The organism is Streptomyces mexicanus, from assembly GCF_902506575.1.
Lineage (GTDB): Bacteria > Actinomycetota > Actinomycetes > Streptomycetales > Streptomycetaceae > Streptomyces > Streptomyces mexicanus.
Map to the genome: position 1 here is coordinate 1623589 of NZ_LR732544.1, position 25221 is coordinate 1648809.

A 25221-nucleotide genomic window follows, 5' to 3' on the forward strand; every position below is an offset into this window, starting at 1 on the left:
TCCGTCCAATACACCGTGCCCGCCTCCCTCGCGTGGGAGGCGGGCACGGTGTCGTTCGTCGTGCGGCGCGCTCGCTCAGCGCGAGGGGCGGACCACCATCGCCGAGCCGCCGCCGCGCCGTACCTTCTCGGCGGCCGCCAGCCAGCGGCCGTCGGGCAGGCGCTGCACACCGGTCGCGGCGCCGATCTCCGGGTTGAGCTTGAAGGAGTGCCCGATCGCCTCCAGCTGCTTCCTCAACGGGCTGTCGTAGAGGGCGGGTTCGAGTTCGGTCTGGGCCGCGTTGCGCTGGCTGGCGCGGGGCGCGGCGATCGCGTCGACCAGCGGCAGGTGCCGGTCGAGGAACCCGGTCAGGGTCTGCAGCACGGTGGTGATGATGGTCGCGCCGCCGGGCGAACCCACCGCCACCACGGGCCGGTTGTGGGCGTCCAGCACGATCGTCGGGGAGATCGACGAACGAGGCCGCTTGCCCGGGCCGGGCAGGTTCGGGTCGTGCACGGCCGGGTTGGCCGGGGCGAAGGAGAAGTCCGTCAGCTCGTTGTTGAGCAGGAAGCCGCGGCCGGGGACGGTGATGCCGCTGCCGCCGGTCTGCTCGATGGTCAGGGTGTAGGCGACGACGTTGCCCCAGCGGTCGGCGACCGTCAGATGGGTGGTGTTCTCGCCCTCGTACGTGGTCGGTGCGGCCGTGCCGCCCGTGGCGCAGGCGGCGGGGTGGCGCGGGTCGCCGGGCGCGACCGGGCTGGTGAGTACCGCGTCGTCCTTGATCAGGCAGGCCCGGGAGTCCGCGAACTTCTGCGACAGCAGTTCCTTCGTCGGCACGTCCTCGAAGGCCGGATCGCCGACCCAGCGGCCGCGGTCGGCGAAGGCGATGCGGCTGGCCTCGATGAAGTGGTGCAGGTACTGCACCTCGCTCGCCTTCGACAGGTCGGTCTTCTCCAGGATGTTCAGCGCCTCGCCGACGGTGGTGCCGCCGGAGGAGGAGGGCGCTATGGAGTACACGTTCAGGCCGCGGTAGGCGGTCCTCGTGGGCGCCTGGAGCTTGGCCCGGTAGGCCGCGAGGTCCTTCTCGGACAGCTCGCCGGGGCGGGCCTTCCAGCCGGAGGCGGGATCGACGGGCGGGTGGTCGACCGTCTTGACGATCTCCCGGCCCAGTTCGCCGTGGTAGATCGCGCCGACGCCCTCGCGGGCCAGCTCCTGGTAGGTGCGGGCCAGATCGGGGTTCTTGAACGTCGAGCCGACGGCGGGCAGCTGCCCGTGGGGCAGGAACAGCTTGGCGGTGTCCGGGAAGTACCGGAAGCGGGTCTCGTTGGCGGCGGTCTGCGAGCGGAAGGTGTCGTCGACGGTGAACCCGTCGCGGGCCAGCCGCTCGGCGGGCCGCAGGACCGTGCCGAGGCGCTGGGTACCCCACTCGTCCAGGGCCTTCTGCCAGGTGGCGGGGGTGCCCGGGGTGCCCACGCTCAGGCCGCTGCTGACCGCGTCGTCGAAGGACAGCGGCTTGCCGTTCTCCATGAAGAGGTTCCGGTCTGCGGTCAGCGGCGCCGTCTCGCGGCCGTCGATGGTGTGGACGGTGCGGGTACGGGCGTCGTAGTACACGAAGTAGCCGCCTCCGCCGACACCGGCCGAGTACGGCTCGGTGACGCCGAGCGCGGCGGCGGTGGCGACGGCCGCGTCCACGGCGTTGCCGCCCTTCCGCAGCACCTCGATGCCGGCCGCGGTGGCGTCGGCGTCGACGCTGGAGACCGCGCCGCCGTAGCCGACGGCCACGGGAGTCTTCGGGGCCGGTCCGGGTCTGCCGCCGGCCTGCGCGGCCGGTGGCGCCGCGGCCCCCACCGACACCACGGCGGCCGAGACCGCGAGTACCGCCAGTTTCCGTGCGACAGGGCGACGCATCCGCACCTCCGGTCGTGTCTGCTCGGTCGGCTGACCGTCCGCGCAGCTTAATTCATTGCCATGGTCCCGTCAGGAGCACCGCGAACGCGTCCGAACGGGTGACACATCGATCGAACGCCCGTGCGCACGGCGGGTCGTTGCGGAACAGCTAGCATGCGCGGCCATGAACGACGACGTGCGCAACATCGTCCTGGGCGTGATAGCCGCCGGCATCAGCGCCGCGCTCGGCTGGCTGGCCCGCACCTTCCTGTGGCGGCGCGGACTGCGGCGCAAGCAGGCGTTCTTCGGGCTGCCGGAGAACTCCGAGTCGCTGCTGGTGGTGAACCGGGACGCGGGCAGCCCGGACCTGGCCGTGCACCGGCACGACGTGTTCGCCCTGCTCGAACTGTCCGCGCTCATCAAGGACTGCGGGGCGAACGTCCAAGTCGTCACCCAGGACGCGGCCCAGCAGGGCTTCGGTGAACGCACCGAGTTCTGCGTGGGCGGCCCCGGGTCCAACCGGCGGATGCTCGCCCACCTGTCGGTGCTGCTGCCGGGCGTCCGGATCACCCTCGACGCCGAACCCGTCGCGGAACGGGGCACCTTCCACATCGGCGGTGAGCACTACCGGATGGAGCCCGGCGTCACCGAGTACGTCCTGCTGGCCCGCGTCACCACCGGCGAGTCGCGGCCGGTGTTCCTCTTCTGCGGCCAGCGGGCGATCACCAACCAGGCCGCCACCCGCTATCTCGCCCGCCACCACGAGCAGCTGGCCCGCCGCTACGGCAACGGCTCGTTCGTACTGCTGCTGAAGGTGGTCAACTCCCAGGCGTACGGCCCGGACGTGGTCGAACTCGTCGCGGACGTCACCCGCGCGGCCCGCACGCCGCTGCCGGAGCCGGCTTCCCCGGGTGACACGGAACCGAGCGCAACCCGCCCGGCGCGCAGCTGACCTTCTCCTCGGCCGCGAAAGGACCCGTCGCACGGGTCCGTCCCGCCGCGCAAGCAGTGATCTCCGGCCGGCGCCGGCCGGGTATGGCTCTGTGGACCGCTGCCCCCTGCCGCGGTCGCGAACGCCCCATCGTAGTCGAGGGCGTGATCGGGTGACACCGCCGGGCGGCACCTCGGGCCCCGCAGCGCCGCCCGCCCGGCCGGCGACTCAGCTCTCCGCGATCTCCGCGTACAGCTGGGACAGTTCCGGCACGCCGCTCTCCGCCCAGGCGTGGCCGGCGCTCACCACGTCGATCTCGCGTCCGGAGGCCAGGCGGACCACCGGCCGGCCGCCCGGCAGGATCTCCCAGCCCGCCCCGGGGACGGTGCGCACGACGATGGTGCCGAGATACAGCCCGGCGTCGTTGCCGAGCCAGGGCAGCAGGTCCTCCTCGTCGCGCCAGCGCGGCGGCAACTGGTCGAGCGCCTCCAGGGAGGCGGCGGAGTCGTCGAGGCGGACGCCCGCCCGGGCCGCCTGCGAGCGCAGCAACGCGCACTCGGAGAACAGATCGGCCGTCGCGGCCGGGTCGTCCTCGCCCTCGAAGACCGCCGCGCCCCCGCCGGCGCCGCCCCGCCTCTTGCGCCACCTGCCCAGGATGGGGATGTCCATGGGCCCAGCGTGACAGTCCTAGACGTCCAGGTCGACCACCACGGGCGCGTGGTCCGAGGCGCCCTTGCCCTTGCGCTCCTCGCGGTCGACGTAGGCGTCGGTGACCGCCTTGGCGAAGGGCTCGTTGCCGTACACCAGGTCGATGCGCATGCCGCGGTTCTTGGGGAAGCACAGCTGGCGGTAGTCCCAGTAGGTGAACGGCCGGTCGTACTTCAGGGGCCGCGGGACGACGTCCGACAGGCCGGCCTCGCGCAGGGAGGACAGCGCTGCCCGCTCGGCGGGCGTGACGTGGGTGGCGCCCTCGAAGGCCGCCGGGTCGTAGACGTCCTCGTCGGTCGGCGCGACGTTGTAGTCGCCGAGGACGGCGAACGGGCGGCTGCCGCCGGCGTCGCCCGCCACCGCGGCCTTCAGCGCCTCGAACCACTGCAGCTTGTACGCGTAGTGCGGGTGCTCCACCTCGCGCCCGTTGGGCACGTACACCGACCACACGCGCACCGGGCCGCAGGTGGCGGAGATGGCCCGCGGCTCGACCACGCCGTCGAAGCCGGGGTCGCCGGGCAGGCCCTTGACCACGTCCTGAAGTCCGACGCGGGAGAGCACCGCCACGCCGTTCCACCGGCCGGTGGCGTGCACCGCCGCCTCGTAGCCCGCCGCGCGCAGCTCGTCGAAGGGGAACTGCTCCTCGGCGACCTTGGCCTCCTGCAGGCACAGCACGTCGGGCCCGCTGCTCTCCAGCCAGGCCAGCAGCCTCGGCAGGCGGGCGGTGATCGAGTTCACGTTCCAGGTCGCGATGCGCATGTCTCACAACCTACCGGGCGGGACCGACAACGCGGCCCGCCCGGTACGCGGCCCCCTCGCCCGCGGTCAGACCTCGGCGGAGGCGCCCGGCGCCAGCCGCAGGTGCTCGGCGCCGCCCAGGGCGCCGATCTGGTGGTCGTAGACCGGGCGGGCGAGGTCGGTGAGCAGCGCGTCGTGCACGTCGTACGCCCGCTGCGGCTTGACCTCGCGGACGTAGTCGATCACCTCGGCGATCTTGTTCCAGGGGGCCATCACGGGCAGCATCAGCGTCTCGACCGGGTGGTCGGGGACGGTGAGCGCGTCACCGGGGTGGAAGACCTTGCCGCCGTCGATGAGGTAGCCGACGTTCGTGATGCGCGGGATGTCCGGGTGGATCACCGCGTGCAGCTCGCCGTGCACCTGGACCTCGAACCCGGCGGCGGTGAAGGTGTCGCCGTGGCCGACGGTGTGCACGCGGCCCGGGAACGCCGCCGAGATCTGCTCCGCCACCGACTTCAGGGTCCAGATCTCGGCCGCCGGGTTGGCCTCCATCGCGGCCCGCAGCCGGTCCTCGTCGAAGTGGTCGAAGTGCTCATGGGTGACCAGGACGGCGTCCGCGCCGACGGCCGCGTCCTCCTCGCTGAACCCGCCCGGGTCGATGACGAGGGTGCGTCCGTCCTTCTCCAGGCGGACACAGGCGTGCGACTTCTTCGTGAGCTTCATGACTCCCATCTTGCCGCGCCGGGTCGCGGCGGCGCTCGAGGAGCCGGGCACGGGGCCGGGGACGGTGCCGTCCGCCGGGTCACTCCGCCGGGGTGGTCTCCTCCTCGATGACCCGCTGGGCCACCCGGAAGGCGCGGCCCGCGACCGGCATGCCGCAGTAGACGGCCGTCTGGAGCAGTACTTCCTTGATCTCGTCCGGGGTCAGGCCGATGCGCAGGGCGGCCCGGGTGTGCGCGGCCAGCTCCTCCAGGTGGCCGCCCGCCACCAGCGCCGTCAGGGCCACGCAGCTGCGGGTGCGCCGGTCCAGGCCGGGCCGGTGCCAGATCTCGCCCCAGGCGGTGCGGGTGAGCAGGTTCTGGAAGTCACCGGAGAAGTCGTCGGCCTGCTCCAGCTCGCGGTCGACGTGCGCGTCGCCCAGCACCTCGCGGCGGATCTTGAGGCCGGTCTCGTAGCCGTCCGGGCCGGCGGTGGCCGGGGGCTGCGCCTGGGCGGGGGCTATCTCGGCGACCGGCGTGACGGGCGCGGCCGGCGGGGCCGCGGCCCGGCCCGGCCTGGGCGGGGCGGCGGCGCCCGCCCCCCGCCCCGCGCCCCCGTCGCACGCGGGCCGCCCCGCGGCGGGGGCGCGCCGCACCAGCAGGTCGGTGACGGCGGCGGGCTGCTCCACCGGGACCAGGTGGGAGGCGGAGGGCACGACGGCGAGGCGGGCGTCGGGAATGCCGGCGACCAGGGTCCGGGCCTCGGCGGGGCCGGTGACCTGGTCGTCGGAGCCGACCAGGACGAGCGTGGGCACGCCGACGCGGCCCAGCTCGGCCCGCACGTCGAAGGCGGCCAGCGCCTCGCAGGCGGCGATGTAGCAGCCGGGATCGGTGGTGCGCACCATCTGCACGGCCCAGTCGGTGATCGCGGGCTGGGCGGCGGCGAAGGCGGGCGTGAACCAGCGGTCCGGGGAGGTACGGGCGATGGGGTCGAGGCCGTTCGTGCGGACCACGACCCCGCGCTGGCGGAACTCGTCCGCCGTGCCGAACCGGGGTGAGGCGGCGATCACCGCCAAGGAGGCCAGGCGCTCGGGGTGGCGCAGGGCCAGCTCCACCCCGACCGCGCCGCCGAGCGCGCAGCCGGCGTAGCCGAAGCGCTGCACGCCCAGGGCGTCGAGCGTGGCGAGCAGCCGGTCGGCCAGCTCGGTGACCGAGGCGGCCGGGTGGGCGGGCGCGCCGCCGTGGCCCGGCAGGTCGTACCGGAAGACCCGCCACTGCCGGGCCAGCTCCGGGACCTGACGGTCCCACATGTGCCATGTGGTACCCAGTGAGGGACCCAGGATCAGGACCGGAGCGTCTTCTGGCCCGTCAAAGCGGTATTGCAGGGGGTTCGAGGGTGTCTCACTCACGTCCCAGACCCTCTCACGTATCACAAAATCTCACACAGCCGGGGGAACCCAGCGCTTCGTGCCCCTCGCGGCACAGCGCGCCCGCCGACTGGCTCGCTCGGCAGGCCGTTGACACCCGCTCACCCCTCCGTGGCAGCACCGTACAGGCCGTCCCGCGTGGGCGATCGTCCACGCGCTATACGATTCAGGCCGTCGCCCGATGCTCGTGCTGAGCGCGTACGCAGCCCACCCGGCAGGGGTTCGGGCCTGGGCGTGGCGGAGCGGTTGAGAAGCAGGCCGGCTGGGGGAACAAGGTGGTGGCACGGGTGGCCGACGCGAGGGGTGCGGGATTCGGGACGCTGCTACGGCAGTTCCGGCTGGCGGCGTCGCTGACGATCGAGGCGTTGGCGGAGGCGTCCGGGGTCAGCGTCCGCGGGATCGGGGATCTGGAGCGCGGACGACGGGCGACCCCCCAGCGCAGGACGGTGGCGGCGCTCGCGGACGGGCTGGGGCTGGACGATGCGGACCGGGAGCGGCTGCTGGCCGTCGCCCGGAGCGGCCGCAACCCCGTCCACCGCCCGGCGGGGCTGCACGCCTTCCCCCGTGGCATCGACGATTTCGTGGGCCGGGAGCCGGAGCTGGCACGGCTGATGTCGCTGGCCGCACAGGAGGACGCCGGGATACCGGTGGTGGTGGCGGTGTCCGGACCGCCCGGCACGGGCAAGACCACCCTGGCCCTGCACGCCTCCCACGCGCTGGCCGGACACTTCCCCGACGGGCAGCTGATGCTCGACCTCCGCGGCATGGACGACGACCCGCCCGACCCCGGCGAGCTGATACTCCACGTGCTCAAGGCGTTGGGAGTGGCCGACCGGGACCTGTCCAAGGCCGGCCCGAAGGGCCATCCGGAACTGTACCGGCGGATGCTGGCCGAGCGGCGCTGTCTGCTGGTGCTGGACAACGCCCGCGACGAGGCCCAGGTCCGCCCGCTCCTGCCCGGCGCGGGCACCGCGATGGTGGTGATCACCAGCCGGCGGATGCTCACCGGCCTGGAGAGCGTCCACCGCGTGCCCCTCGGCGAACTGTCCCGCGCCGACGCCGCCACTTTCCTGACCGCCCTGGTCGACAAGGAACGCGCGGACGCCGACCCGGGCGCGCTGGCCGAGGTCGCCGACCGCTGCGGGCATCTGCCGCTGGCCCTGCGCGTGGCGGGCAACTGGCTGGCCACCCGCACCGGCTGGACCGTACGCCGCCTCGCCGACCGCCTCGCCCAGGAAGAACGCCGCCTGGACACCCTCACCGCCGGTGACCTGCATGTCTCGGCCGCCTTCGACCTGTCCTCCCGCCAGCTCACCCCCGACGCCGCCCGCCTGTTCCGCCTCCTCGCCCTGGTCGACGGCCCGGATGTCAGCGCCGCGGGCGCAGCCCAGCTGACCGGACAGCCGCCGTTCGACACCGAGGACACCCTTGAGGAACTCGTCGAGACCGGCCTGCTGAACACCTATCGGGACCGCTACCGCCTGCACGACCTGCTGCGCCTGTACGCCCGCAGCCGATTGCGGGCCGAGGAGCCCGACGACGAGTCGGAGAAGGCTCGTTCGGCACTGCGCCGCTGGCTGCTGGAGACCGCCGTCGTGGCCGGCCGCTGGTACGAGCCCGACCACGGCGCCCCACCCGCCACCTGGCAGGGCGCCGTCGACCTGTCCAGCGCCGAACACGCCCGCCACTGGCTCCAGGCCGAGGGCGCCAACTGGCTCGCCGCCCTGCGCGCGACCGCCACCGCGGGCGACCACGCCACCGTCGTCGAGGTCGCCGAGGCCCTTCACTGGTTCTCCGACCAGTGGATCTTCTGGGGACACTGGCCCGAGGTCTGCGGCATCGCCGCGGACTCCGCCCAGGCATTGGGCGACCCCCTCCTCGAAGCCACCCACCTCAACAACCACGCCTGGGCCCTGCTCATCTGCGAAAGCCGCCACCACGACAGCCTCGCCCGCGCCGCCGAGGCCCTGCGGGCCGCCCAGCGCGCCGAGGACCTCCCCCAGCAGGGCTGGGCGCACAGCTACACCGCCTGGGCCCTCGGTCTGCTCGGCGAGCACGCAGCGGCGGTGCGTCACAATCGCGAGGCGGCCAGGCTCTTCGAGGCGGCGGGTGACCTCCACGGCACCCTGCACGCCATGAGCAGCCACGCCAACACCCTTCTGGAGGCGGGCCGGTACCGGGACTCCATCACGGAACACCTGCGCACGCTCGCCTTCCTCGAACAGGCCGGCGACGACATAGAACCGCACAGCGCCGACTTCAACCGCGTCAACGTCGAGACGTCCATCGGCCGGGCCAACGCCTACCTGGGCAACTGGTCCGAGGCCGCCGCCCACCTGCGCAACGCCGTGGACCTCAGCCACGCCAACGGCCATCCCGGTCTGGAGAGCCGCGCCCTGGTGCACCTCGGCAACGCGCTGCTGGCCGCCGGTCACCGGGACGAGGCCCACAACGCCTACGCCCGGTGCCTCGCCCTCGGCGCGGCGGCCAACCCCCAGCACATCGCCACGGCCCGGGAACGCCTGGCCGACCTCGGCCCCCGGTGAGCCGCCGGCACCCCTGACGCACACCACGCTTCGTCACACCGAGGTCACCCCGTCCCGGCTCACCCGTCCCGGTTCGCCCGTGCGGTGCGTGTGCGCCGCCGTGTCTCTCAGCGCACGGGAACCTGCCCGACAGTGCACCGCCGTGCCGGAGTCACTTCGCCAGGAAGGCGAGGAGTGCCGCGTTGACCTCCTCGGCGTGCGTCCACAGCAGGCCGTGCGGGGCGCCCTCGATCTCCACGTACTCGGCGGAGGGGAGCGCCTGGTGGAAGGGTCGCGCGGTGCCCTCGGCGGGCAGGATGCGGTCGCCCGTACCGTGCAGGATCAGGGCCGGCACGTCGATGGCCGGGATGTCGGCCCGGAAGTCGGTGTACCAGGTCGACGGCGCGGCGGCGGCGGCGAAGAAGCCGCCGCCCGCCGCGACGTTCCAGCTGTTGCGGACCGCGTCCTCGCTGATCCTGGTGCCGAGGTTCTCGTCGAGGTTGTAGAAGTCCTTGAAGAAGTCGCTGTAGTACGCGTAGCGGTCCGCCTTCACGGCCGCGACGACGCCGTCGAAGAACTCCTTGGGGGCGACCCCGTCCGGGTTGTCGTCGGTCCGGAGCAGGTAGGGCTCCAGCGAGGCGAGGAAGGCGACCTTGGCCACCCGGGCGGAGCCGTAGGTGGACACGTACCGGGCGACCTCGCCGGTGCCCATCGAGAACCCGACCAGGACGGCGTCCCGCAGGTCGAGGGTCTCCAGCACGGTGTTCAGGTCGGCCGCGAAGGTGTCGTAGTCGTAGCCGGTCGTCGGCCGGCTGGACTGTCCGAAGCCGCGGCGGTCGTAGGTGATCACGCGGTAGCCCGCGTCGAGCAGCACGGCGCTCTGCCGCTCCCAGGACTGGCCGTCGAGCGGGAAGCCGTGGATGAGGACGACCGGCTGCCCGCTTCCGTGGTCCTCGTAGTAGAGGTCGATGGGGGTGGAGTTCTCCTGGCCCACGGTGATGTACGACATGATGTCCGCTCTCTCGTCAAAAGTACCTGCTGGTCACAGGCATCGACACGCTAGGACGGGCGCTCCGCCGCCGGTGTCCCCGTGGCGCACCCCTTCTTGCCCGCGAGTGCCGCGAGCCGGGTGGCCGGACACCTGCGTGCCGCCGCCGGGGCGGAGTGGGCACGGACAGACCAGAGGCGGTACGCCGACGGGCAATGCACCGGGTCGAGCCGCCCCTAGCGTCGTGGCACGAGCCGTCGGCTCCGCGTCCGGCCGGCTTCCCGAGGGCCGGTCCGATCTGCCCGACCCGCCACCGCAGGAGACACACAAGCATGACCGATGACCCCACCACTCAGTCCGCACCCGTGCTGGAGCAGGCCGCCGCGGACTTCGCCGCGTCCACCGCCGCCCGGCCGTACCTGTTCGAGCTGCCGCCCGCCGAGGGACGCAAGGCGGTCGACGAGGTGCAGTCCGATGAGATCGCCAAGCCCGCGGTCGACGAGGAGTGGATCACCGTCCAGGGCGGACCCACCGGTTCCGTCCGCGCCCGCATCGTCAAGCCCGCCGGTGCCACCGGTGTCCTGCCCGTCATCTTCTACATCCACGGCGCCGGATGGGTGTTCGGCAACGCGCACACCCACGACCGCCTGGTCCGGGAGCTGGCGGTGGGTGCCGGGGCCGCGGTGGTGTTCCCCGAGTACGACCTGTCGCCGGAGCACCGCTACCCCGTCGCCATCGAGCAGAACTGGACCGTGGCCCGCTGGATCGTCACCGACGGTGCCAGCAAGGGCCTGGACGCCACTCGCATCGCCGCCGCCGGCGACTCGGTCGGCGGCAACATGACCGCGGCCCTGACGCTCATGGCCAAGGAGCGGGGCGGCCTTCCGCTGGTCCAGCAGGTGCTGTTCTACCCGGTGACCGACGCGTCGTTCGACACGCCGTCCTACCACCGGTTCGCCACCGGGTACTTCCTGCGCCGCGACGGCATGCAGTGGTTCTGGGACCAGTACACCACCGACCCTGCCCAGCGGGCCGAGGTCACCGCCTCCCCGCTGCGGGCCGGCATCGAGCGGCTCGCCGGCCTGCCGCCGGCGCTCGTCATCACCGGCGAGGCCGACGTCCTGCGCGACGAGGGCGAGGCGTACGCCAACAAGCTCCGCCAGGCCGGGGTGGCGGTGACCGCCGTCCGCTACCAGGGCATCATCCACGACTTCGTGATGCTCAACGCGCTGCGCGGCACGCACGCCGCCGAGGCGGCCATCGCCCAGGCCGTGCACACCCTGCGCACCGCACTGCACACCGCCTGACCCGCGGTCCGTCACTGCACACCGTTTGACCCGCAGCCCGTCTCCGAAAGGAACTCCCCCTTGTCCCCCACCGACAACCCGACCGTCGTCCTGGTCCACGGCGCGTTCGCCGACGCGTCCAGTTTCGCCCGCGTCATCCCCGAACTGCTGGGCCGCGGCCTGAACGTGGTGGCCCCGGCGGTGCCCAACCGCAGCCTGCTCGGCGACTCGGCCTACATCGCCTCGGTCGTCCGCCAGATCCCCGGCCCCGTGGTCCTGGCCGGCCACTCCTACGGAGGCGCCGTGATCACGGTCGCCGGCGTGGAGGACAACGTCAAGGCGCTGGTCTACCTGGCCGGTTACGCCCTGGAGGAGGGCGAGAGCCTGGGCGAGCTCCAGGGCGGCTTCCCCGACTCCGACCTGGCCGGCGCGCTGGTCTACACCCCCTTCCCGCTGGAGGGTTCCCCCGCGCCCGGCACGGACGTCTCGGTGCGGCCCGACAGGTTCCACGCGATCTTCGCCGCCGACGTGGACCCCTCCCTCGCCGCCGTCCTCGCCGTCTCCCAGCGCCCACTGGCCGCGCAGGCCTTCGGCGAGAAGGCCCCGGCGGCGGCCTGGAAGACCAAGCCCTCGTGGGGCCTGGTCGCCGCCTCCGACCACACCATCAACCCCGATGTGGAGCGTTACGGCTACGAGCGGGCCGGCATGACCACCGTCGAGGTCGACTCCTCGCACCTGGTGATGCTCGCCCACCCCGGCCGCGTCGCCGACCTGATCGAAGAGGCGGTCCGCGCCGTGCGCTGACCGACCGCGGGCCCGCCCGTGGCGCGACACCGAGCTCCCGTGGCCGACGGCGACATGTCCAAGTCGTCCGTCCGCCACGGGAGCTTCGTCGTGCCGGGCGCCGGGCCGGTGCGGCTACCGTCCTCGACCCGCCGTCTGCCCGGCCTGCGCCTGCCGGGCGATGTGCCTGCGCTCGGCCTCGGTCAGCCCACCCCAGACGCCGTACGGCTCCCCCAGCGCCAGCGCGAACAGCGCGCACTTCTCCCGCACCGTGCAGGCCTGGCACACGCTGCGGGCCCGGTCCTCACGGCGGATCCGCTCGCTGCCCCGCTCTCCGGCCGGGGAGTAGAAGACAGCACCGTCCAGGCCCCGGCAGGCGGCCTCCGTCTGCCACTCCCAGAGATCGGCAAGGGGGCGGATCCTCTTCTTCGCGCGCATCGTGCACCAACTCCCGTCGGGTGTGAGGGTCATGACCCGACCGATGCGGGTGACCGGGCCGCTCACCACGCTGGGCAAGCCCGCGCGGACGGCGTGATCGAGCGCGCACGACGACCGCGCCCCCCGCGAACGAGCGGTTCGCGGGGGGCGCGGTGGCAGGGTGTGCGCAGTTGTCGACGCGGGGTCGGTCAGCGCAGTGCCTCGCGGAGCCAGTGCCGGACGTCCGGGGTGACCGGGTCGGCGATGTCGGCGAACTCGTCGTGCCGCTCCAGGAAGCCCGCCACGTACGGGCAGACCGGCACGACGCGCCTGCTCGCGGCGCGCACGTCGGTCAGGGCCTCCTTCACCAGGCGGGACGCGAGGCCCTGTCCGGCGAAGTCGTCGCCGATCTCGGTGTGGTAGAAGACGCGCTGCTCGTCGCGGTCCAGGTACTCGGTGAAGCCGGCGAGCACGCCGTCGACGAGGATCTCGTAACGGTGCTTGTCCTCGACTCGTACGACGACGGGACTGGCGGGCGTGGCCATGGGAAGCCTTTCGGGTAAGGGGGGTGCGGAATTGCGGCGCGGGCGGATGGCGGCTTTGGGCAGGGCCAGGGCGGGCAGCCGGTCCCCGTCGTAGCCGCTCACCTCGCCGAGACGGTCGGAGGCGTGCTGCCGATCGTGCTGGAATGAGCCTCGACGTTGCTCATGAAGCACCTCCCGCTTTCGTTGTTCATTCAACTATCATGCGAGTGATCACGGGCGCCACTCCCCGAGGGTGCGCCTCACCACAAGCCGCGCGGAAGCGGCCTGCCGAAGGAGTGCAGGTGAACGATCCGACCCGGGCGCAGGCTCAGGCGGGCCGACGGGTGTTCGTCGACAAGCAGAGTCCGCGGGCGTACAAGGCCCTGACCCGGACCGCCGAGGAGGTGCGGGCGGTCGCGGCCGACGCCGGGCTGGACCGCCGACTGGTGGAACTGGTCAACCTGCGGGTCTCCCAGATCAACGGCTGCGCCTACTGTCTCAGCGTCCACACCCGGGCCGCGCTGGGCGCCGGGGAGAGCACCCAGCGCCTCGGCGTGCTCCCGGCGTGGCGGGACACCGAGCTGTTCAGCCCCCGGGAGCGGGCGGCGCTGGCCCTGGCGGAGGCGACCACCAGCCCGGCGGACGCCGCCGCGCAGCAGGACGCCTACGACGACGCCCGCCGGGTGCTGACCGACGACGAGATCTCCGCGGTGGTCTGGGTGGCGATCACCATCAACGCCTTCAACCGCGTCTCCATCCTCAGCAAGCACCCGGTGCGGCCGGTCCCGGCGCAGTGACCGGCGCGGGCCGCCGGACCCCGGAGAGGGGCCCGCGGCTCCCGGCCGGCGGTCACAGGAAGCACGGGTCGAACAGCTCCGCGCCGCCCTGCGGGGCCAGCCCGCGCCGGACGCGCCACTGCCGGTGGTTCTCCGACTCGGCGACGGCCTGGCCGAGCAGCTCCGCCTGCCGGGCTCCGGAGCTGTGCGGTGCCCCGGCGGCCTGGTAGCCGCCGAAGTGGGCGACCGGGCTCCACCCGGGGCTGACCGCCGGGATCTCCTCCGCCATCCCCTCGTACTCGGCTTCGGCATGCACGATCCGGCCGCCGACCACCGTCAGCACCGACTCGATGTGCACGATGTCCTGCTCCGGCACGGTGAAGTAGTCGTCGGACAGCACCGCCAGGTCACCGTAGTAGCCGGCGCGCAGGACGCCCTTGACGTCCTCCTCCCCGGTCAGCGCGGCACCGGCGCGGGTGTACATCGCGAGCGCGGTCTCCCGGTCGACCCGGTTCTGCGGCGGCCGCAGGACATGGCCGCCCAGGGTCCGGCCGGATATCAGCCAGTGCAGGGCCACCCAGGGGTTGTAGCTGGACACCCGGGTGGCGTCGGTACCGGCGCCGACGGTCAGCCCGCGCTCCAGCATGGCCCGCACCGGCGGGGCCTCCGCGGCCGCGCCGAGGCCGTAGCGCCGGGTGAACGCCTCGCCCTGGAAGGACATCCGGTTCTGCACGGACATCGCACCGCCGAGGGCCGCGATGCGGTCCAGGCTGTCCCGGGACACGGTCTCCGCGTGGTCGAAGAGCCACCGGTTGCCGGCCGGGAACAGTCCCTCGGCGGCGAGCTTCTCGAAGACCGCCAGGTCGCGCCGGATGGTCTCGTCGTAGGTCGCGTGCAGCCGGAAGCCCCAGCCGTGCTCCAGCAGGAGGCGCACCGCCTTCTCGAACTCGGGCTCGTAGGCGGACAGTTCCGGACGGGGTTCGGCGAAGTTCTCGAAGTCGGCGGCGGCCCAGGTCAGGTTCTCCCCGGCGCCGTTGAGCCGCAGCCACTCGTCGCCGTCCTCGGGACGGACCATCTCGATCCAGCGGGCGAGGTCGTCCAGTTCCTGGCCCGCGGTCTGCGGGAACAGGTGGTAGGCGATCCGCAGCGACAGCCGTCCCTCGCCGGCCAGCTCGGTCACCGTGCGGTAGTTGTCCGGGAAGTTCTGGAAGCCTCCGGCGGCGTCGATCGCGGAGGTCAGCCCGAAGCGGTTCAGCTCGCGCAGGAAGTGCAGGGTGGAGGTCTTCATGTCCTCCCCCTCCAGCATCGGGGCCTTGGCGAGCGTGGAGTAGAGGATCAGCGCGCTGGGGGCGGCGAGCAGCATGCCGTTGGGTTCGCCGTTGCGGCCCCGGACGATCTGGCCGCCCTTGGGGTCGGGGGTGTCCCGGGTGTAGCCGACGGCCTTCAGGGCCGCCCGGTTCAGGATCGCCGACTGGTACAGGTGCAGGACGAACACGGGGGTGTCCGGTGCGGCCGCGTTCAGCTCCGCGGGGGTGGGCAGCCGCCGCTCGGCGAACTGCTCGGCCGACCAGCCTCCCACCACACGCACCCACTGCCCCTTGGGGGTGCGGGCCGCCTGCTCACGCAGCATGGCCAGTGCCTGGCGCAGCGAGGTGACCCCGTCCCAGCGCAGCTCCAGGACGTAGTTGAGGCCTCCTCTGATCACGTGCAGATGTGCGTCGTTGAGGCCGGGCACGACGCGCCGGCCGATCGCGTCGATCACGGTGGTCGCGGGGCCGACGAAGGGAGCGACGTCCGCGTCGTCGCCCACGCTCAGCACGCGGCCGTCGCGCATGGCGAGTGCTCCGGCGTGCGGGCGGTTGTGGTCACCGGTGTAGATCTTCGCGTTGCGGACGACCACGTCCGCGGCATCCTCGGTGGTACGGGGGACCAACCCGCCGACCGGCATAGTAGTCACTTCGGCAGACTCCAAAGGGGGGGCTCGGACGGGGTATCGGACCCAGTCCGGTACGGGACACTGATCGCCTGGGGCGGCCGGCTCCGGGCCCACGTGGCCGCCGGTCATGGACGCTAGGCCTTCGGGCTCGGCCGTGTTGTCCAGCGGTGCACCGTTTCCGGTTCTCAAGTGCACTGAGCGGCCTGGCCACCCAGAGGTGCGCCGGCCGACGGTCCCACCGGACCGGGCACCGGGAGACGCGTCATGGCGGGCGTGCCGCTCGCGTGCGGCACGCCTCGTCGCCCATGGGCTGGGTGGTACGGCGGCCTCGGTCATGGGCGTCGAGCCTTTTCTGCGCGCGATGCGGACCGGGCGGGCATGGGTCGACCGGTATGGCGTTGATCGTCTGGCGTTGATCGTCGTGGGGTTGGTTCGTCCGTGGTTTTCGTCCGTGGTTTCCCGGCAGCGGGGGACGGAGCCAGCGCTCCGGGTTCCGGTCCCGTCGCGATCGCCGTCGGACACTTGGTCGTCGGGCATGCGCGGGACGGAGGGACCAGCACGATGGGGTGCGCGTCCGGCCCTTTGTCGCCCTGCGGCGCACCGGCTCTTGCCCGGTGGCGCGACGCGCGGAGCCGCTCTCGCCGTCACGAGGCGTGCAGCCTGGGAACACACCTGGGCGCGGAACGAGAAGAAACGTCCGGTGTACGGACGTTAGCGTCGCCGACGCCCCCCTGCCGGCTCTTCGCGCGGCGGTCGCCAACTCGTCTGGTGCTGTTCGCAGCCCACCCGGAACATCTCATCGGAGACCCACATGAACACCGGTCTACTTCTGCTGCGCCTGGTCGCAGGGCTGCTGGTCGCGGGCCACGGAGTCCAGAAGGTCAGCTTCCACCTCGGGGGGAGAGGGCTGGCCGGCGGCACCGAGGAGTTCCGAGGGGACGGCTTCCGCGGCGGGGTGCTGACCGCGCTCGTCGCGGGCGCCAGCCAGATCGGCTCGGGCCTCCTCCTGGCGCTCGGCCTGCTCACTCCGCTGGCCGCCGCCGGAGCCATGGGGGTGATGACGGTCGCCTTCACCGTCAAGTGGCCGCACGGTCTGTGGGTACAGAACGACGGGTTCGAGTACCCGTTCGTGCTCATCGTCATCGCGGCGGTGCTGTCCTCCACCGGTCCCGGGGACTGGTCGGCCGACGCCGCGCTCGGCCTCGCCACGTGGCCGGCCTGGTGCCTGCCGGCAGCCGTCGTCGCCGGCGTCGGCGGCGGCCTCGCCACCAGGTTCGCCCTCCACCGGAACTGAGTGCGTCGAGGGCGCCGGCCGCTCGTGAACCCAGCCACCGGCACGCCCGACTGCCCGGTGCGCAGGCCCGTCACCGACATACACCAGGCACAGGTGACGCACGCGCTCGGTCACGACTGCGCCGCTCCGGGCCGGTGGCGGGAGGCGGCCGACCACCATCGCGATGCCCTCCACCAGGGACTCGCTCCCCGCCGGCCGAGCCATCCCGGCGCAGCACGCCCGGCACGAGCGGCCGGCGTGCGCGCCCGGTGCTCTGCCGGGCAACGCCCGGGACGTTCCCCGGCAAGCCCCGTTCATCCGCGGTTTTGGTGTCCGTCGCGCGGATTGCCGCCTCCCTCAGAACCTGCTGGACGGGTATGACATGACTCAGCCGTTTCACAGCGCCGCCGCAACCTCGGTCACCGACGAGGTGGTGGTGCACGTCGCCGTCGCGGGCGCACCGCATGTGTCGCTGCCCGCCGAACTCCGCTACGACCGGTCGGATCCCTACGCCGTGCGCCTCTCCATCAAGACGACGGCGACCGGCACCGTCGACTGGGTGTTCGCCCGCAGTCTCCTGACGGAGGGACTGAGCCGGCCGGTGGGTGTCGGGGACATCCTGGTGACGCCCCGGCACGGCGGTCCTCAGGGCGCGGTGCGCATCGTCGTCCGTACCCCGGCGGGAGCGGCCGCGCTGTACCTCGCGGCTTCGGCAGTGACCGCGTTCCTGGAGCGGGCGCGCATGGTCGTGCCGCCGGGCGCGGAGGGGCTCTTCCTCGACCTGGACCACGTGGTGGCCGAACTGCTGGCGGACACCGAGTGAGGGGTCGGCTGCGCGTCACGGAGCCGACCGCTGTACGGTCGAGGCGACATGGCTCCCGTGGTGTCACGGCGGCATCGAAGCGGGTGGCACTGCGGCCACGGACAGGGCGATCGGACAGTCGCCCTGCCCGGCGATGCGGTCGCGGACGTCCGCTACCGCGGGATCCGATAGGTCGCCAGCTGCTGCGCGAAGGGGACGACGGCCTCGTCCCGCACCGTGCCGCCCGGCTCATTGAGCACGAGTTCGGCCAGTTCCTCACCCGCGCGGGTGATGCGCACGCCCAGGCCGCCGGACTGGGCGTCCCCCGCGCCCCAGTCCTCGGCGGCCGCGAAGACCGCGGTGCGCACCACGTGTGCGCACAGGTAGGCGAAGAGCGGGCGCAGCGCGTGCTCCAGGGCCAGCGAGTGCCGGGCCGTGCCACCGGTGGCACCGATCAGCACCGGCTTGCCGATGAGTTCGGTGTTGTCGATGACGTCGACGAAGGACTTGAACAGCCCGCTGTACGAGGCAGTGAAGATCGGTGTCACGGCGATGACGCCGTCCGCGCCGGTCACCGCCTCGACCGCCGCGCGCAGCGCGGGGCCGGGGAAGCCGGTCACCAGGTTGTGCGCGATGTCGACGGCCAGTTCGCGCAGCTCGACCACCTGGACGTCCACCGGGCGGGGTGAGTGGTCCTGGAGCGAGTGCCGGGTCGCCTCGGCGAGCCGGTCTGCGAGCAGGCGGGTCGACGAGGGCCGGCTGAGGCCGGCCGAAACGGCCACGATCTTGAAGGGGTCCACGGTGGTCTTCCTCGTCTCTCGGGCGGGTGCGGCGGCTCGCAACGGCCCGTTCGTCTGCCGTTGCGCGGCCGCACCCCGAAGCCAACCCGCTGCGGCCGGCGTCGCCTGCCTGCTCGCGCACGGGGGCTGTGCCCTGGGCGCACCTTCGGGCGGCTGCCCCGAGGGGTCAGCCGCCGTGCCGGTGCAGGGCGACGTGGACGGTGTCGAGGGTCTGGATCAGGGCCGCCCGGGCGGCGTCCGTGCCGCGCAGGGGATCGAACACCATGAACCCGTGGATCGTCCCGTGGTAGCGCATCGAGACCACCGCCACCCCGGCCGCACGGAGCTTCGCCGCGTAGGCCTCGCCCTCGTCGCGCACCACGTCGGCCTCGCTGGTGACCACCAGTGCCGGGGGAAGCCCGGTGAGCTGCTCCAGGGAGGCCTGGAGCGGTGACGCGGTGACCTCGCTGCGCTGCCGCACGTCGGGCAGGTACTGGTCCCAGAACCAGCGCATGGTCTCGCGGCCGAGGAAGTAGCCCTTGGCGAACTCCTGGTACGAGGGGGTGTCGAAGTCGGCGTCGGTGACCGGGCAGAGCAGCACCTGCTGCACCAGCCGCACCCCGCCGCGCTCCTTGGCGAGCAAGGTCAGCGCCGCCACCAGGTTGCCGCCCGCCGAGTCGCCCACGGCGGCCATCCGGCTTCCGTCCAGGCCGATCTCGCCGCCTCGCTCGTAGATCCACTTCGCGACCGCGTAGCACTGCTCGACGGCGACCGGGTACCGCGCCTCGGGCGCGCGCTCGTACTCCACGAAGACCACGGCCGCGTCCGTGCCGAGGGCGAACTCGCGCACCATGCGCTCATGGGTGCCGGCGTCTCCCAGGACCCAGCCCAGCCCGTGCAGGAAGAGCACGACGGGGATCTCGCCGACGCTGTCGGCCGGCCTGACCACCTGGACCCGTACGTGACCGGTCGGTCCGCCCGGCAGCGCGAACCACTCCGTGGAGATGGCTTCCTCGTCGAGGGCGTCGTTTCCCTCGGCCTGAAGACGGGTCAGGCCCGACCGGGCCTGTTCCAGGTGCCGTTCGTGCACCGGCAGGGAGCAGCTGTAGCTGTCCACGAACTCCTGGGTGGAACGATCCAGAACCGGGTGCCGAGCGGGCGAGGGGGCGAAGTCGGTCACACGGTCTCCTGTGAGGGGGCCAAGGTACTGAAGTGCATCGGCTGTTCGGAAGGCCATATGCCTGGCCGAGAGGTGGAAGGCGATACCGCGGCCGTCGGCCGCGCCACGGCCGCCCGTGGGCAGCGGGCCCCGGGTGGCTTCGAGCGGCACCTTATCCCCTGAAGGACGGAAGGACGGCCGAGGGCCGGTCGCCGCCGCGGGCATCGGCGGCGGTCGCCCGGACGCTCCTGGACGCGGCGGTGACCACCACGGAGCGCGCACCATCGTCCTGGGCGGCGCGCAGATTGCGCCATTCCCGGGGGGAGACCCCGTAGGCGGCGCGGAACGCCCGGCTGAAGTGGGCGGGGTTGACGAATCCCCAGCGCTGGGCCACGGCGGACACGGTGGGGGTCGTCCTGCCGCGGCGGGCCAGCTCCCGGCCGCACTCCTCCAGGCGCCGTTGCTGGATGAGCCGGCCCACGGTGGTCCCCTCTCCCTGGAAGAGCCGGTGCAGGTACCGCACGGAGATCCGGTGTGTCCGGGCGATGCTCTCCGGTGACAGGTCCGGGTCGCCCAGGTTCCGGTTGATGTGCTCGCGGACGCGCGTCAGCAGGTGGCTGCGGGCCGTGTCGGCGTCCGTGCCCCCGGGGTGTGACCGTTCGGCGATCAGGGTGGCGAGCAGGTCGACGACATGGCCGGCCAGCCGGTCCGCGACGGCCGGCGAGTAACCGTTCGCGCAGGACGCCAGGTTGGCCAGGAACGGGAGCAGCATCGCGCCGAAACCGTCCCCGATACCGATGGCGTTGCCCGTGACCTGCCGGATGTCGCTGTCCGCCACGCCCAGCACGCGGCGGGGCAGCTGGAAGACGTGCGAGGTGAACCGCCGCGGGTAGTCGAAGGAGTACGGCCGGGACGTGTCGTACACGACCAGGTCTCCCTCACCCACCTCGGCGCGCCGGCCGTCCTGGATGAAGGTGGCCGTGCCCGACATCTGGACACCGATGGCCACCAGTGCCTCCGACGACCGGGCGATCAGTGCCGGGGTGCGGCTGACCCGCTCCGCGTCGGCCTCCATGGTGGAGACCTGAAGGTATCCCAGGCGGTCGGTGGCGATGCGGCCGTCGAACGGGCCGTCGTCCCGCGGTGCGACCGTCATCGGTACCAAGGTCCTGCTCACCGCGTTGTTCCAGTACGTGACCTTGTCCTGGTCCGGCACGGAGGCGGTCGTCAGCACGAGACTCAAGTTGCTCTCCCTCAGGGGGCGTGACTGCGGGGCGGCAGCGGACGGGAAGGGGACGGACGGCTGCCTTCGCCCCAGTGGGCGCAGCCGGTGCCCGGACAGGGCCGGACGACTCGTCGTACGGGCAGCGACCTCGCCGGAGCGCGACCGGACCGCTTCGGTGAGGCCCGGGTTCCCGCCCGCACGGAACAGCCAAGCAGCCGTCCACTTCTTCCTCCAGGCACAAACGCAGGCAGAAATTCCGGCGGCGGAGCTGCGCCGTTCGTGCTGTGCAGTGCTGGAACAGCACAGGGCGCCGTGGGGAAAGAAGCGGCCGACGCACCCGGCTAACTTCGTTGTCGTGGCGTCAGGCCGCCGAAACCGTGCCCCGACCGGTGCGCGGTGCGGCCCGTCCGTCCCCGACCCGCGGCGCCCCGAGGCGCCGCCGTCCCGTTCGCCCCGCGCTTCCCGCGGGAGCGGTCATGCCTTTTTCGGAGAGGAACCCCTCATGGTCGACTTCGCCCAGGTGAAGGCTGCCCCCAGCCCCGACCTGCTCACCCCGGACAACGCCGTCATGCTGTTCGTCGACCACCAGCCGCAGATGTTCTTCGGCACCGGCAGCGGCGACCGCACCTCCATCATCAACAGCACCATCGGCCTGGCAAAGGCCGCCCGGGCGTTCGACGTCCCGGTCGTGCTCAGCACCGTGGCCGCGGAGTCCTTCTCCGGCCCCATCCTGCCGCAGCTGGCCGCGGTCTTCCCGGGGCAGGAGGTCATCGACCGCAGCACCATGAACGCCTGGGAGGACGCCGCGTTCGTGGAGGCCGTCAAGGCCACCGGCCGCAAGAAGATCGTCCTGTCCGGTCTGTGGACCGAGGTGTGCCTGGTGCTCCCGGCCCTGTCGGCGCTGGGCCAGGGCTACGAGGTGTACGTCGTCGCCGACGCCTCCGGCGGCGTCAGCCCGGCGGCGCACGAGCACGCCCTGCAGCGCATGGTCGCCGCGGGCGCCGTCCCGGTGACCTGGGTCCAGGTCCTGCTGGAGCTCCAGCGGGACTGGGCTCGCCAGGAGACGTACGGGGCGGTCATGGAGATCGTCAAGGAGCACGGGGGCGCCTACGGGATGGGCGTCGTGTACGCGCAGTCCGTCATGGGCGAGCACGCGGCGGGCTGACCGCGGCCCGGCACCCGGCTCACACCGACGCGACACCTCGTCCCCGACGCGGGAGGGCATCCGCCCTCCCCTCCGGCCGGCCGAGCCACGATCCGGCTCGGCCGGCCGGTTCACTTTCCGCCCCTACCAGGGAGAACACCCATGGAGCAGACGACCGCCACCGCGGCGTCCAGCCAGCCGATGGTCCAGCAGAACGGCCCGGAGGTCCAGTCGTTCGGGAGCGTCAAGCTCTTCCCGATCGGCCTGGCCCATGACACCCGGGCCTACTCGTGCCAGCGCCTCAACCGGCTGCTCGCGGACACCCAGATCCTGTACTCCCTCTACAAGAGGAGTCACTGGACGGTGCGCGGCGCCACCTTCTTCCAGTTGCACCGGCTCTTCGACAAGCACGCGGCCGAGCAGCTCGCACTGGTGGACGCGCTCGCCGAACGCGTCCAGAGCCTGGGCGGCGTGGCCGTGGGTGACCCCCGGCACGCGGCCGAACTCACCTCGATCCCGCGTCCCCCCGACGGGACCGAGCAGGTGCCGGCGATGCTCTCGCGCCTGCTGCGCGCCCATGAGGCGATCCTGATCGAGAGCCGTGAGGCCGCGGCGCGCGCCGCCGAGATGGGCGACGACGGCACCAACGACCTCCTCGTCTCCCAGGTGGTCCGCACCGGTGAGACCCATGTGTGGTTCCTCGCCGAACACCTCGTGGAAACCCCGCTCGCGCGCCTCTGAGCCGCCCGGACCCTGTGCCGCCCCGCCTGCGACGGTGGAGCGGCACAGGTGTGTCCGGCCTCGTGCAAGGGGGGTGCGGGAACAGCACAGGGTGCCCTGCCCGCGGTCGGCGAGCAGGGCACCCGGCGGCGGGGGTCAGGGACGGTCGCGGTAGCCGAGCGCCACCGCGGCGACGAGGACCGTGCTGACCAGCATCGGCCAGCCCAGTCCCACGTGGTTGACCAGGGCGGCACCGGCCGCGGCGCCGACGAGCATGGCGGCGACCGCCAGCAGCCGGCGACCGGCCCTCGGGTTGGTGCCGCCGGCCAGGGACGACTCGGACGCCAGACCCGTCAGGGTCAGGGTCAGGACGGTGGTGGTGAGGTCGGGCACGGCCAGTGTGCGTACGGTGCCGTTGCGCAGCCCCATGGCGAGTGCGACCAGGGCGATCAGCAGGTCGGTGGGGGCGGAGGCGAAGGCGGCCACGGTGGCGACCGCGAGCAGCAGGGCCTCCGCCGTGAGCACCGTCCGTATCCAGGTCTGCTGCGGACGCTCACGGAGGAAGCGCTCGACCCGTCCGGCACAGACCGAACCGGCCAGGAACGCCGCGAGCGAGACGAGCGACCCGACGACCGAGAACCCCGGCGTGCCCACGGCGGCGAACCCGATGATCACGACGTTGCCGGTCATGTTGGCGGTGAAGACGTGTCCCAGGCCGAGATAGCTGACGGCGTCGAGGAAACCGCTGACGACGGTCAGCACGGTCAGGGCTCGGGGCAGGGCCGGATGCGCCGGCTTTTCGGCAGGGGTGACTGCGGCTTGTGCCACGCTGTGCTCCCTTGGCAGTCGAAGGGGTGGGCGGGGGGGGGAAACGCTGGGTCCGCGTTCGGTGTTCGGCGTTCGCGTCGTTCCGGTACAGGTCCTGCGGGTCCCCGGACATGAAGCTGCCTCGGCCGAACCGGCGGACCCGGGCCGGTGACCGGCTCGGGTCCGCGTGGTGCGGCGGCGGGCCGCCGGAGGTCACCGGGCGGCGGGAGTCCGCTCGCGGGCGGCCGACAGGGACGCGTGGGTCGGGGCGTCGGGGACCCCGGCGGGCCGTCCCTTGGCGAACTCCTCGCGCAGCACCGGCACGACCTCCTCGCCCAGCAGGTCCAGCTGCTCCAGGACGGTCTTCAGCGGCAGCCCGGCGTGGTCCATCAGGAACAGCTGGCGCTGGTAGTCGCCGACGTGCTCGCGGAAGGTGAGCGTCCGTTCGATGACCTGCTGGGGGCTGCCCACGGTGAGCGGGGTCTGCTCGGTGAAGTCCTCCAGCGAGGGCCCGTGCCCGTACACCGGCGCGTTGTCGAAGTAGGGCCGGAACTCCCGTACCGCGTCCTGGGAGTTGTGACGCATGAAGACCTGGCCGCCGAGGCCGACGACGGCCTGCTCGGGCGTGCCGTGGCCGTAGTGGGCGTAGCGCTCGCGGTAGATCCCGACCATGCGCTTGGTGTGGTCGGCGGGCCAGAAGATGTTGTTGTGGAAGAAACCGTCACCGTAGTAGGCGGCCTGCTCGGCGATCTCCGGCGAGCGGATGGAGCCGTGCCAGACGAACGGGGGTACGCCGTCCAGCGGGCGCGGGGTGGACGTGAAGCCCTGGAGCGGCGTGCGGAACTTGCCTTCCCAGTCGATGACGTCCTCGCGCCACAACCGGTGCAGCAGCGCGTAGTTCTCGATGGCCAGCGGGATGCCCTGGCGGATGTCCTGACCGAACCAGGGGTAGACCGGCCCGGTGTTGCCGCGGCCCAGCATCAGGTCGACGCGGCCGTCGGCCAGGTGCTGGAGCATCGCGAAGTCCTCGGCGATCTTCACCGGGTCGCTGGTGGTGATCAGCGTGGTCGAGGTCGACAGGGTGATCCGCTCGGTGCGGGCGGCGATCCAGCCGAGCATGGTCGTCGGCGAGGAGGGCACGAACGGCGGGTTGTGGTGCTCGCCGGTCGCGAAGACGTCCAGACCGACCTCTTCCGCCTTCAGCGCGATCGCGACCATGGCCTTGAGCCGCTCGTGCTCGGTCGGCGTCCGGCCGGTGGTGGGGTCCGGTGTGACGTCGCCCACCGTGAAGATCCCGAACTGCATTGTCCCTCCCGGGTCCTGCTTTCGCATGGGGCCCGCGACCGGCCTCGGCCGGGGCATGCGCAGGGACGCTACGGGGACGGGGCCGCGCATGCGTGACCGAGCGTGCACTGCTGTCATTCCGAGAACGCAGCGGCGGACGGTTCCGGGGGTCTCCGTTCGATGCCGCTGTACAGTCGGCTCCGCGTACGAGCGTCGCCATGTCACTCCTGGTCAGCGCTTGTGCCGGGGTTCGTGCGGGGCGGGGGTGGCAGCGGCGGCGGCCGGAGGCTGGATGGCATGCTCCTGACATATCACCTACCGACCGTTACTTGACCTTTCAGCAATTGATCTGCGGATAGTGTGCAGCGAACACACGTTCGCCGCCGACCGCGATGCTGCCGCAAGAGGTCGGCCCGCGCGCTCGT

The 25221-nt window shown here is 72.5% G+C and carries 23 protein-coding genes; 9 read left to right on the forward strand and 14 right to left on the reverse strand.

Translation table 11 applies throughout. The features are described from left to right. Positions 1-75: 75 nt before the first annotated feature. Positions 76-1887, reverse strand: a complete 1812-nt coding sequence (gene ggt / locus GV126_RS07305; protein WP_159663755.1) for a gamma-glutamyltransferase — start codon at positions 1885-1887, stop codon at positions 76-78. Positions 1888-2050: 163 nt separating this feature from the next. Here ggt and GV126_RS07310 point away from each other — a divergent pair, with 163 nt between their 5' ends. After that, complete coding sequence (locus GV126_RS07310) at positions 2051-2818, forward strand: hypothetical protein (RefSeq protein WP_185947145.1); 768 nt, start codon at positions 2051-2053, stop codon at positions 2816-2818. A gap of 207 nt (positions 2819-3025) precedes the next feature. Here GV126_RS07310 and GV126_RS07315 read toward each other — a convergent pair whose 3' ends face one another. The 4 genes from GV126_RS07315 to pcaDC all read right to left on the reverse strand — a co-directional run bounded on the left by GV126_RS07315 (position 3026) and on the right by pcaDC (position 6350). Further along, positions 3026-3466, reverse strand: coding sequence for a DUF6278 family protein (locus tag GV126_RS07315; RefSeq protein WP_159663757.1), 441 nt, complete (start codon positions 3464-3466; stop codon positions 3026-3028). Positions 3467-3484: 18 nt separating this feature from the next. Beyond that, positions 3485-4264 carry an exodeoxyribonuclease III gene (locus GV126_RS07320; RefSeq protein ID WP_159663759.1) on the reverse strand — a complete coding sequence of 260 codons (780 nt, stop codon included), beginning with the start codon at positions 4262-4264 and terminating at the stop codon, positions 3485-3487. A gap of 66 nt (positions 4265-4330) precedes the next feature. Beyond that, complete coding sequence (locus tag GV126_RS07325) at positions 4331-4966, reverse strand: MBL fold metallo-hydrolase (protein WP_159663761.1); 636 nt, start codon at positions 4964-4966, stop codon at positions 4331-4333. A 79-nt stretch (positions 4967-5045) separates the two neighbouring features. Further along, entirely contained in the window at positions 5046-6350 is a 1305-nt protein-coding gene (gene pcaDC / locus GV126_RS07330; RefSeq protein ID WP_159663763.1) for a bifunctional 3-oxoadipate enol-lactonase/4-carboxymuconolactone decarboxylase PcaDC, read from the reverse strand. 305 nt (positions 6351-6655) lie between these two features. Here pcaDC and GV126_RS07335 point away from each other — a divergent pair, with 305 nt between their 5' ends. Next, positions 6656-8914: an ATP-binding protein gene (locus GV126_RS07335; RefSeq protein ID WP_159663765.1), complete on the forward strand. Its 2259-nt coding sequence runs from the start codon at positions 6656-6658 to the stop codon at positions 8912-8914. Positions 8915-9065: 151 nt separating this feature from the next. Here GV126_RS07335 and GV126_RS07340 read toward each other — a convergent pair whose 3' ends face one another. Beyond that, positions 9066-9902: an alpha/beta fold hydrolase gene (locus GV126_RS07340; RefSeq protein ID WP_159663767.1), complete on the reverse strand. Its 837-nt coding sequence runs from the start codon at positions 9900-9902 to the stop codon at positions 9066-9068. Positions 9903-10213: 311 nt separating this feature from the next. On the opposite strand from GV126_RS07340, the gene GV126_RS07345 reads away from it, so the two are divergent. Together GV126_RS07345 and GV126_RS07350 are read left to right on the forward strand one after the other, a co-directional pair. Further along, the gene (locus GV126_RS07345; protein ID WP_159663769.1) at positions 10214-11188 is read left to right on the forward strand and encodes an alpha/beta hydrolase; all 975 of its coding nucleotides are present in this window, start codon (positions 10214-10216) and stop codon (positions 11186-11188) included. A gap of 60 nt (positions 11189-11248) precedes the next feature. Continuing rightward, complete coding sequence (locus GV126_RS07350) at positions 11249-11971, forward strand: alpha/beta fold hydrolase (protein WP_159663771.1); 723 nt, start codon at positions 11249-11251, stop codon at positions 11969-11971. Between the two features lie 114 nt (positions 11972-12085). Here the strand turns inward: GV126_RS07350 and GV126_RS07355 are convergent, their stop codons facing one another. Beyond that, complete coding sequence (locus GV126_RS07355) at positions 12086-12421, reverse strand: WhiB family transcriptional regulator (RefSeq protein ID WP_272910166.1); 336 nt, start codon at positions 12419-12421, stop codon at positions 12086-12088. Positions 12422-12576: 155 nt separating this feature from the next. Next, the gene (locus GV126_RS07360) at positions 12577-12912 is read right to left on the reverse strand and encodes a GNAT family N-acetyltransferase (protein ID WP_159663773.1); all 336 of its coding nucleotides are present in this window, start codon (positions 12910-12912) and stop codon (positions 12577-12579) included. 281 nt (positions 12913-13193) lie between these two features. On the opposite strand from GV126_RS07360, the gene GV126_RS07365 reads away from it, so the two are divergent. Further along, the gene (locus GV126_RS07365; protein WP_236569915.1) at positions 13194-13688 is read left to right on the forward strand and encodes a carboxymuconolactone decarboxylase family protein; all 495 of its coding nucleotides are present in this window, start codon (positions 13194-13196) and stop codon (positions 13686-13688) included. A gap of 52 nt (positions 13689-13740) precedes the next feature. Here the strand turns inward: GV126_RS07365 and GV126_RS07370 are convergent, their stop codons facing one another. After that, a complete protein-coding gene (locus GV126_RS07370; protein ID WP_201299927.1) occupies positions 13741-15615 on the reverse strand; it encodes an amidohydrolase in 1875 nt (624 codons plus the stop codon). Between the two features lie 799 nt (positions 15616-16414). Between GV126_RS07370 and GV126_RS07375 the strand changes: the two genes are divergently transcribed. Continuing rightward, entirely contained in the window at positions 16415-16897 is a 483-nt protein-coding gene (locus GV126_RS07375) for a DoxX family protein (RefSeq protein ID WP_159663779.1), read from the forward strand. A 361-nt stretch (positions 16898-17258) separates the two neighbouring features. Next, positions 17259-17699 (forward strand): SsgA family sporulation/cell division regulator, encoded by a 441-nt coding sequence (locus GV126_RS07380; RefSeq protein ID WP_159663781.1) that lies wholly within the window; start codon positions 17259-17261, stop codon positions 17697-17699. A gap of 152 nt (positions 17700-17851) precedes the next feature. On the opposite strand, the gene GV126_RS07385 is transcribed toward GV126_RS07380, so the two are convergent. The 3 genes from GV126_RS07385 to GV126_RS07395 all read right to left on the reverse strand — a co-directional run bounded on the left by GV126_RS07385 (position 17852) and on the right by GV126_RS07395 (position 20859). Further along, positions 17852-18478 carry an FMN reductase gene (locus GV126_RS07385; protein ID WP_159663783.1) on the reverse strand — a complete coding sequence of 209 codons (627 nt, stop codon included), beginning with the start codon at positions 18476-18478 and terminating at the stop codon, positions 17852-17854. Positions 18479-18644: 166 nt separating this feature from the next. After that, entirely contained in the window at positions 18645-19637 is a 993-nt protein-coding gene (locus GV126_RS07390; protein ID WP_159663785.1) for an alpha/beta hydrolase, read from the reverse strand. Positions 19638-19788: 151 nt separating this feature from the next. Further along, the gene (locus GV126_RS07395; RefSeq protein WP_159663787.1) at positions 19789-20859 is read right to left on the reverse strand and encodes an AraC-like ligand-binding domain-containing protein; all 1071 of its coding nucleotides are present in this window, start codon (positions 20857-20859) and stop codon (positions 19789-19791) included. Positions 20860-21343: 484 nt separating this feature from the next. Between GV126_RS07395 and GV126_RS07400 the strand changes: the two genes are divergently transcribed. Together GV126_RS07400 and GV126_RS07405 are read left to right on the forward strand one after the other, a co-directional pair. Continuing rightward, positions 21344-22006 (forward strand): hydrolase, encoded by a 663-nt coding sequence (locus tag GV126_RS07400; protein ID WP_159663789.1) that lies wholly within the window; start codon positions 21344-21346, stop codon positions 22004-22006. Between the two features lie 141 nt (positions 22007-22147). Continuing rightward, on the forward strand, positions 22148-22726 hold the full coding sequence (locus tag GV126_RS07405; RefSeq protein WP_159663791.1) for a Dps family protein: 579 nt from the start codon (positions 22148-22150) through the stop codon (positions 22724-22726). 135 nt (positions 22727-22861) lie between these two features. On the opposite strand, the gene GV126_RS07410 is transcribed toward GV126_RS07405, so the two are convergent. Continuing rightward, positions 22862-23533: a YoaK family protein gene (locus tag GV126_RS07410; RefSeq protein WP_159663793.1), complete on the reverse strand. Its 672-nt coding sequence runs from the start codon at positions 23531-23533 to the stop codon at positions 22862-22864. Positions 23534-23725: 192 nt separating this feature from the next. Next, complete coding sequence (locus GV126_RS07415) at positions 23726-24817, reverse strand: LLM class flavin-dependent oxidoreductase (protein ID WP_159663795.1); 1092 nt, start codon at positions 24815-24817, stop codon at positions 23726-23728. Positions 24818-25221 lie beyond the last annotated feature (404 nt).

What these genes read in the sequence shown, in the direction of transcription:
- GV126_RS07340 (WP_159663767.1), bottom strand. Translation starts at nt 9,902, where the DNA reads ATGTCGTACATCACCGTGGGCCAGGAGAACTCCACCCCCATCGACCTC.
- GV126_RS07375 (WP_159663779.1), top strand. Translation starts at nt 16,415, where the DNA reads ATGAACACCGGTCTACTTCTGCTGCGCCTGGTCGCAGGGCTGCTGGTC.
- GV126_RS07315 (WP_159663757.1), bottom strand. Translation starts at nt 3,466, where the DNA reads ATGGACATCCCCATCCTGGGCAGGTGGCGCAAGAGGCGGGGCGGCGCC.
- GV126_RS07325 (WP_159663761.1), bottom strand. Translation starts at nt 4,966, where the DNA reads ATGAAGCTCACGAAGAAGTCGCACGCCTGTGTCCGCCTGGAGAAGGAC.
- GV126_RS07355 (WP_272910166.1), bottom strand. Translation starts at nt 12,421, where the DNA reads ATGACCCTCACACCCGACGGGAGTTGGTGCACGATGCGCGCGAAGAAG.
- GV126_RS07405 (WP_159663791.1), top strand. Translation starts at nt 22,148, where the DNA reads ATGGAGCAGACGACCGCCACCGCGGCGTCCAGCCAGCCGATGGTCCAG.
- GV126_RS07320 (WP_159663759.1), bottom strand. Translation starts at nt 4,264, where the DNA reads ATGCGCATCGCGACCTGGAACGTGAACTCGATCACCGCCCGCCTGCCG.
- GV126_RS07310 (WP_185947145.1), top strand. Translation starts at nt 2,051, where the DNA reads ATGAACGACGACGTGCGCAACATCGTCCTGGGCGTGATAGCCGCCGGC.
- GV126_RS07370 (WP_201299927.1), bottom strand. Translation starts at nt 15,615, where the DNA reads ATGCCGGTCGGCGGGTTGGTCCCCCGTACCACCGAGGATGCCGCGGAC.
- GV126_RS07415 (WP_159663795.1), bottom strand. Translation starts at nt 24,817, where the DNA reads ATGCAGTTCGGGATCTTCACGGTGGGCGACGTCACACCGGACCCCACC.
- GV126_RS07380 (WP_159663781.1), top strand. Translation starts at nt 17,259, where the DNA reads ATGACTCAGCCGTTTCACAGCGCCGCCGCAACCTCGGTCACCGACGAG.
- GV126_RS07400 (WP_159663789.1), top strand. Translation starts at nt 21,344, where the DNA reads ATGGTCGACTTCGCCCAGGTGAAGGCTGCCCCCAGCCCCGACCTGCTC.
- GV126_RS07360 (WP_159663773.1), bottom strand. Translation starts at nt 12,912, where the DNA reads ATGGCCACGCCCGCCAGTCCCGTCGTCGTACGAGTCGAGGACAAGCAC.
- GV126_RS07345 (WP_159663769.1), top strand. Translation starts at nt 10,214, where the DNA reads ATGACCGATGACCCCACCACTCAGTCCGCACCCGTGCTGGAGCAGGCC.
- ggt (WP_159663755.1), bottom strand. Translation starts at nt 1,887, where the DNA reads ATGCGTCGCCCTGTCGCACGGAAACTGGCGGTACTCGCGGTCTCGGCC.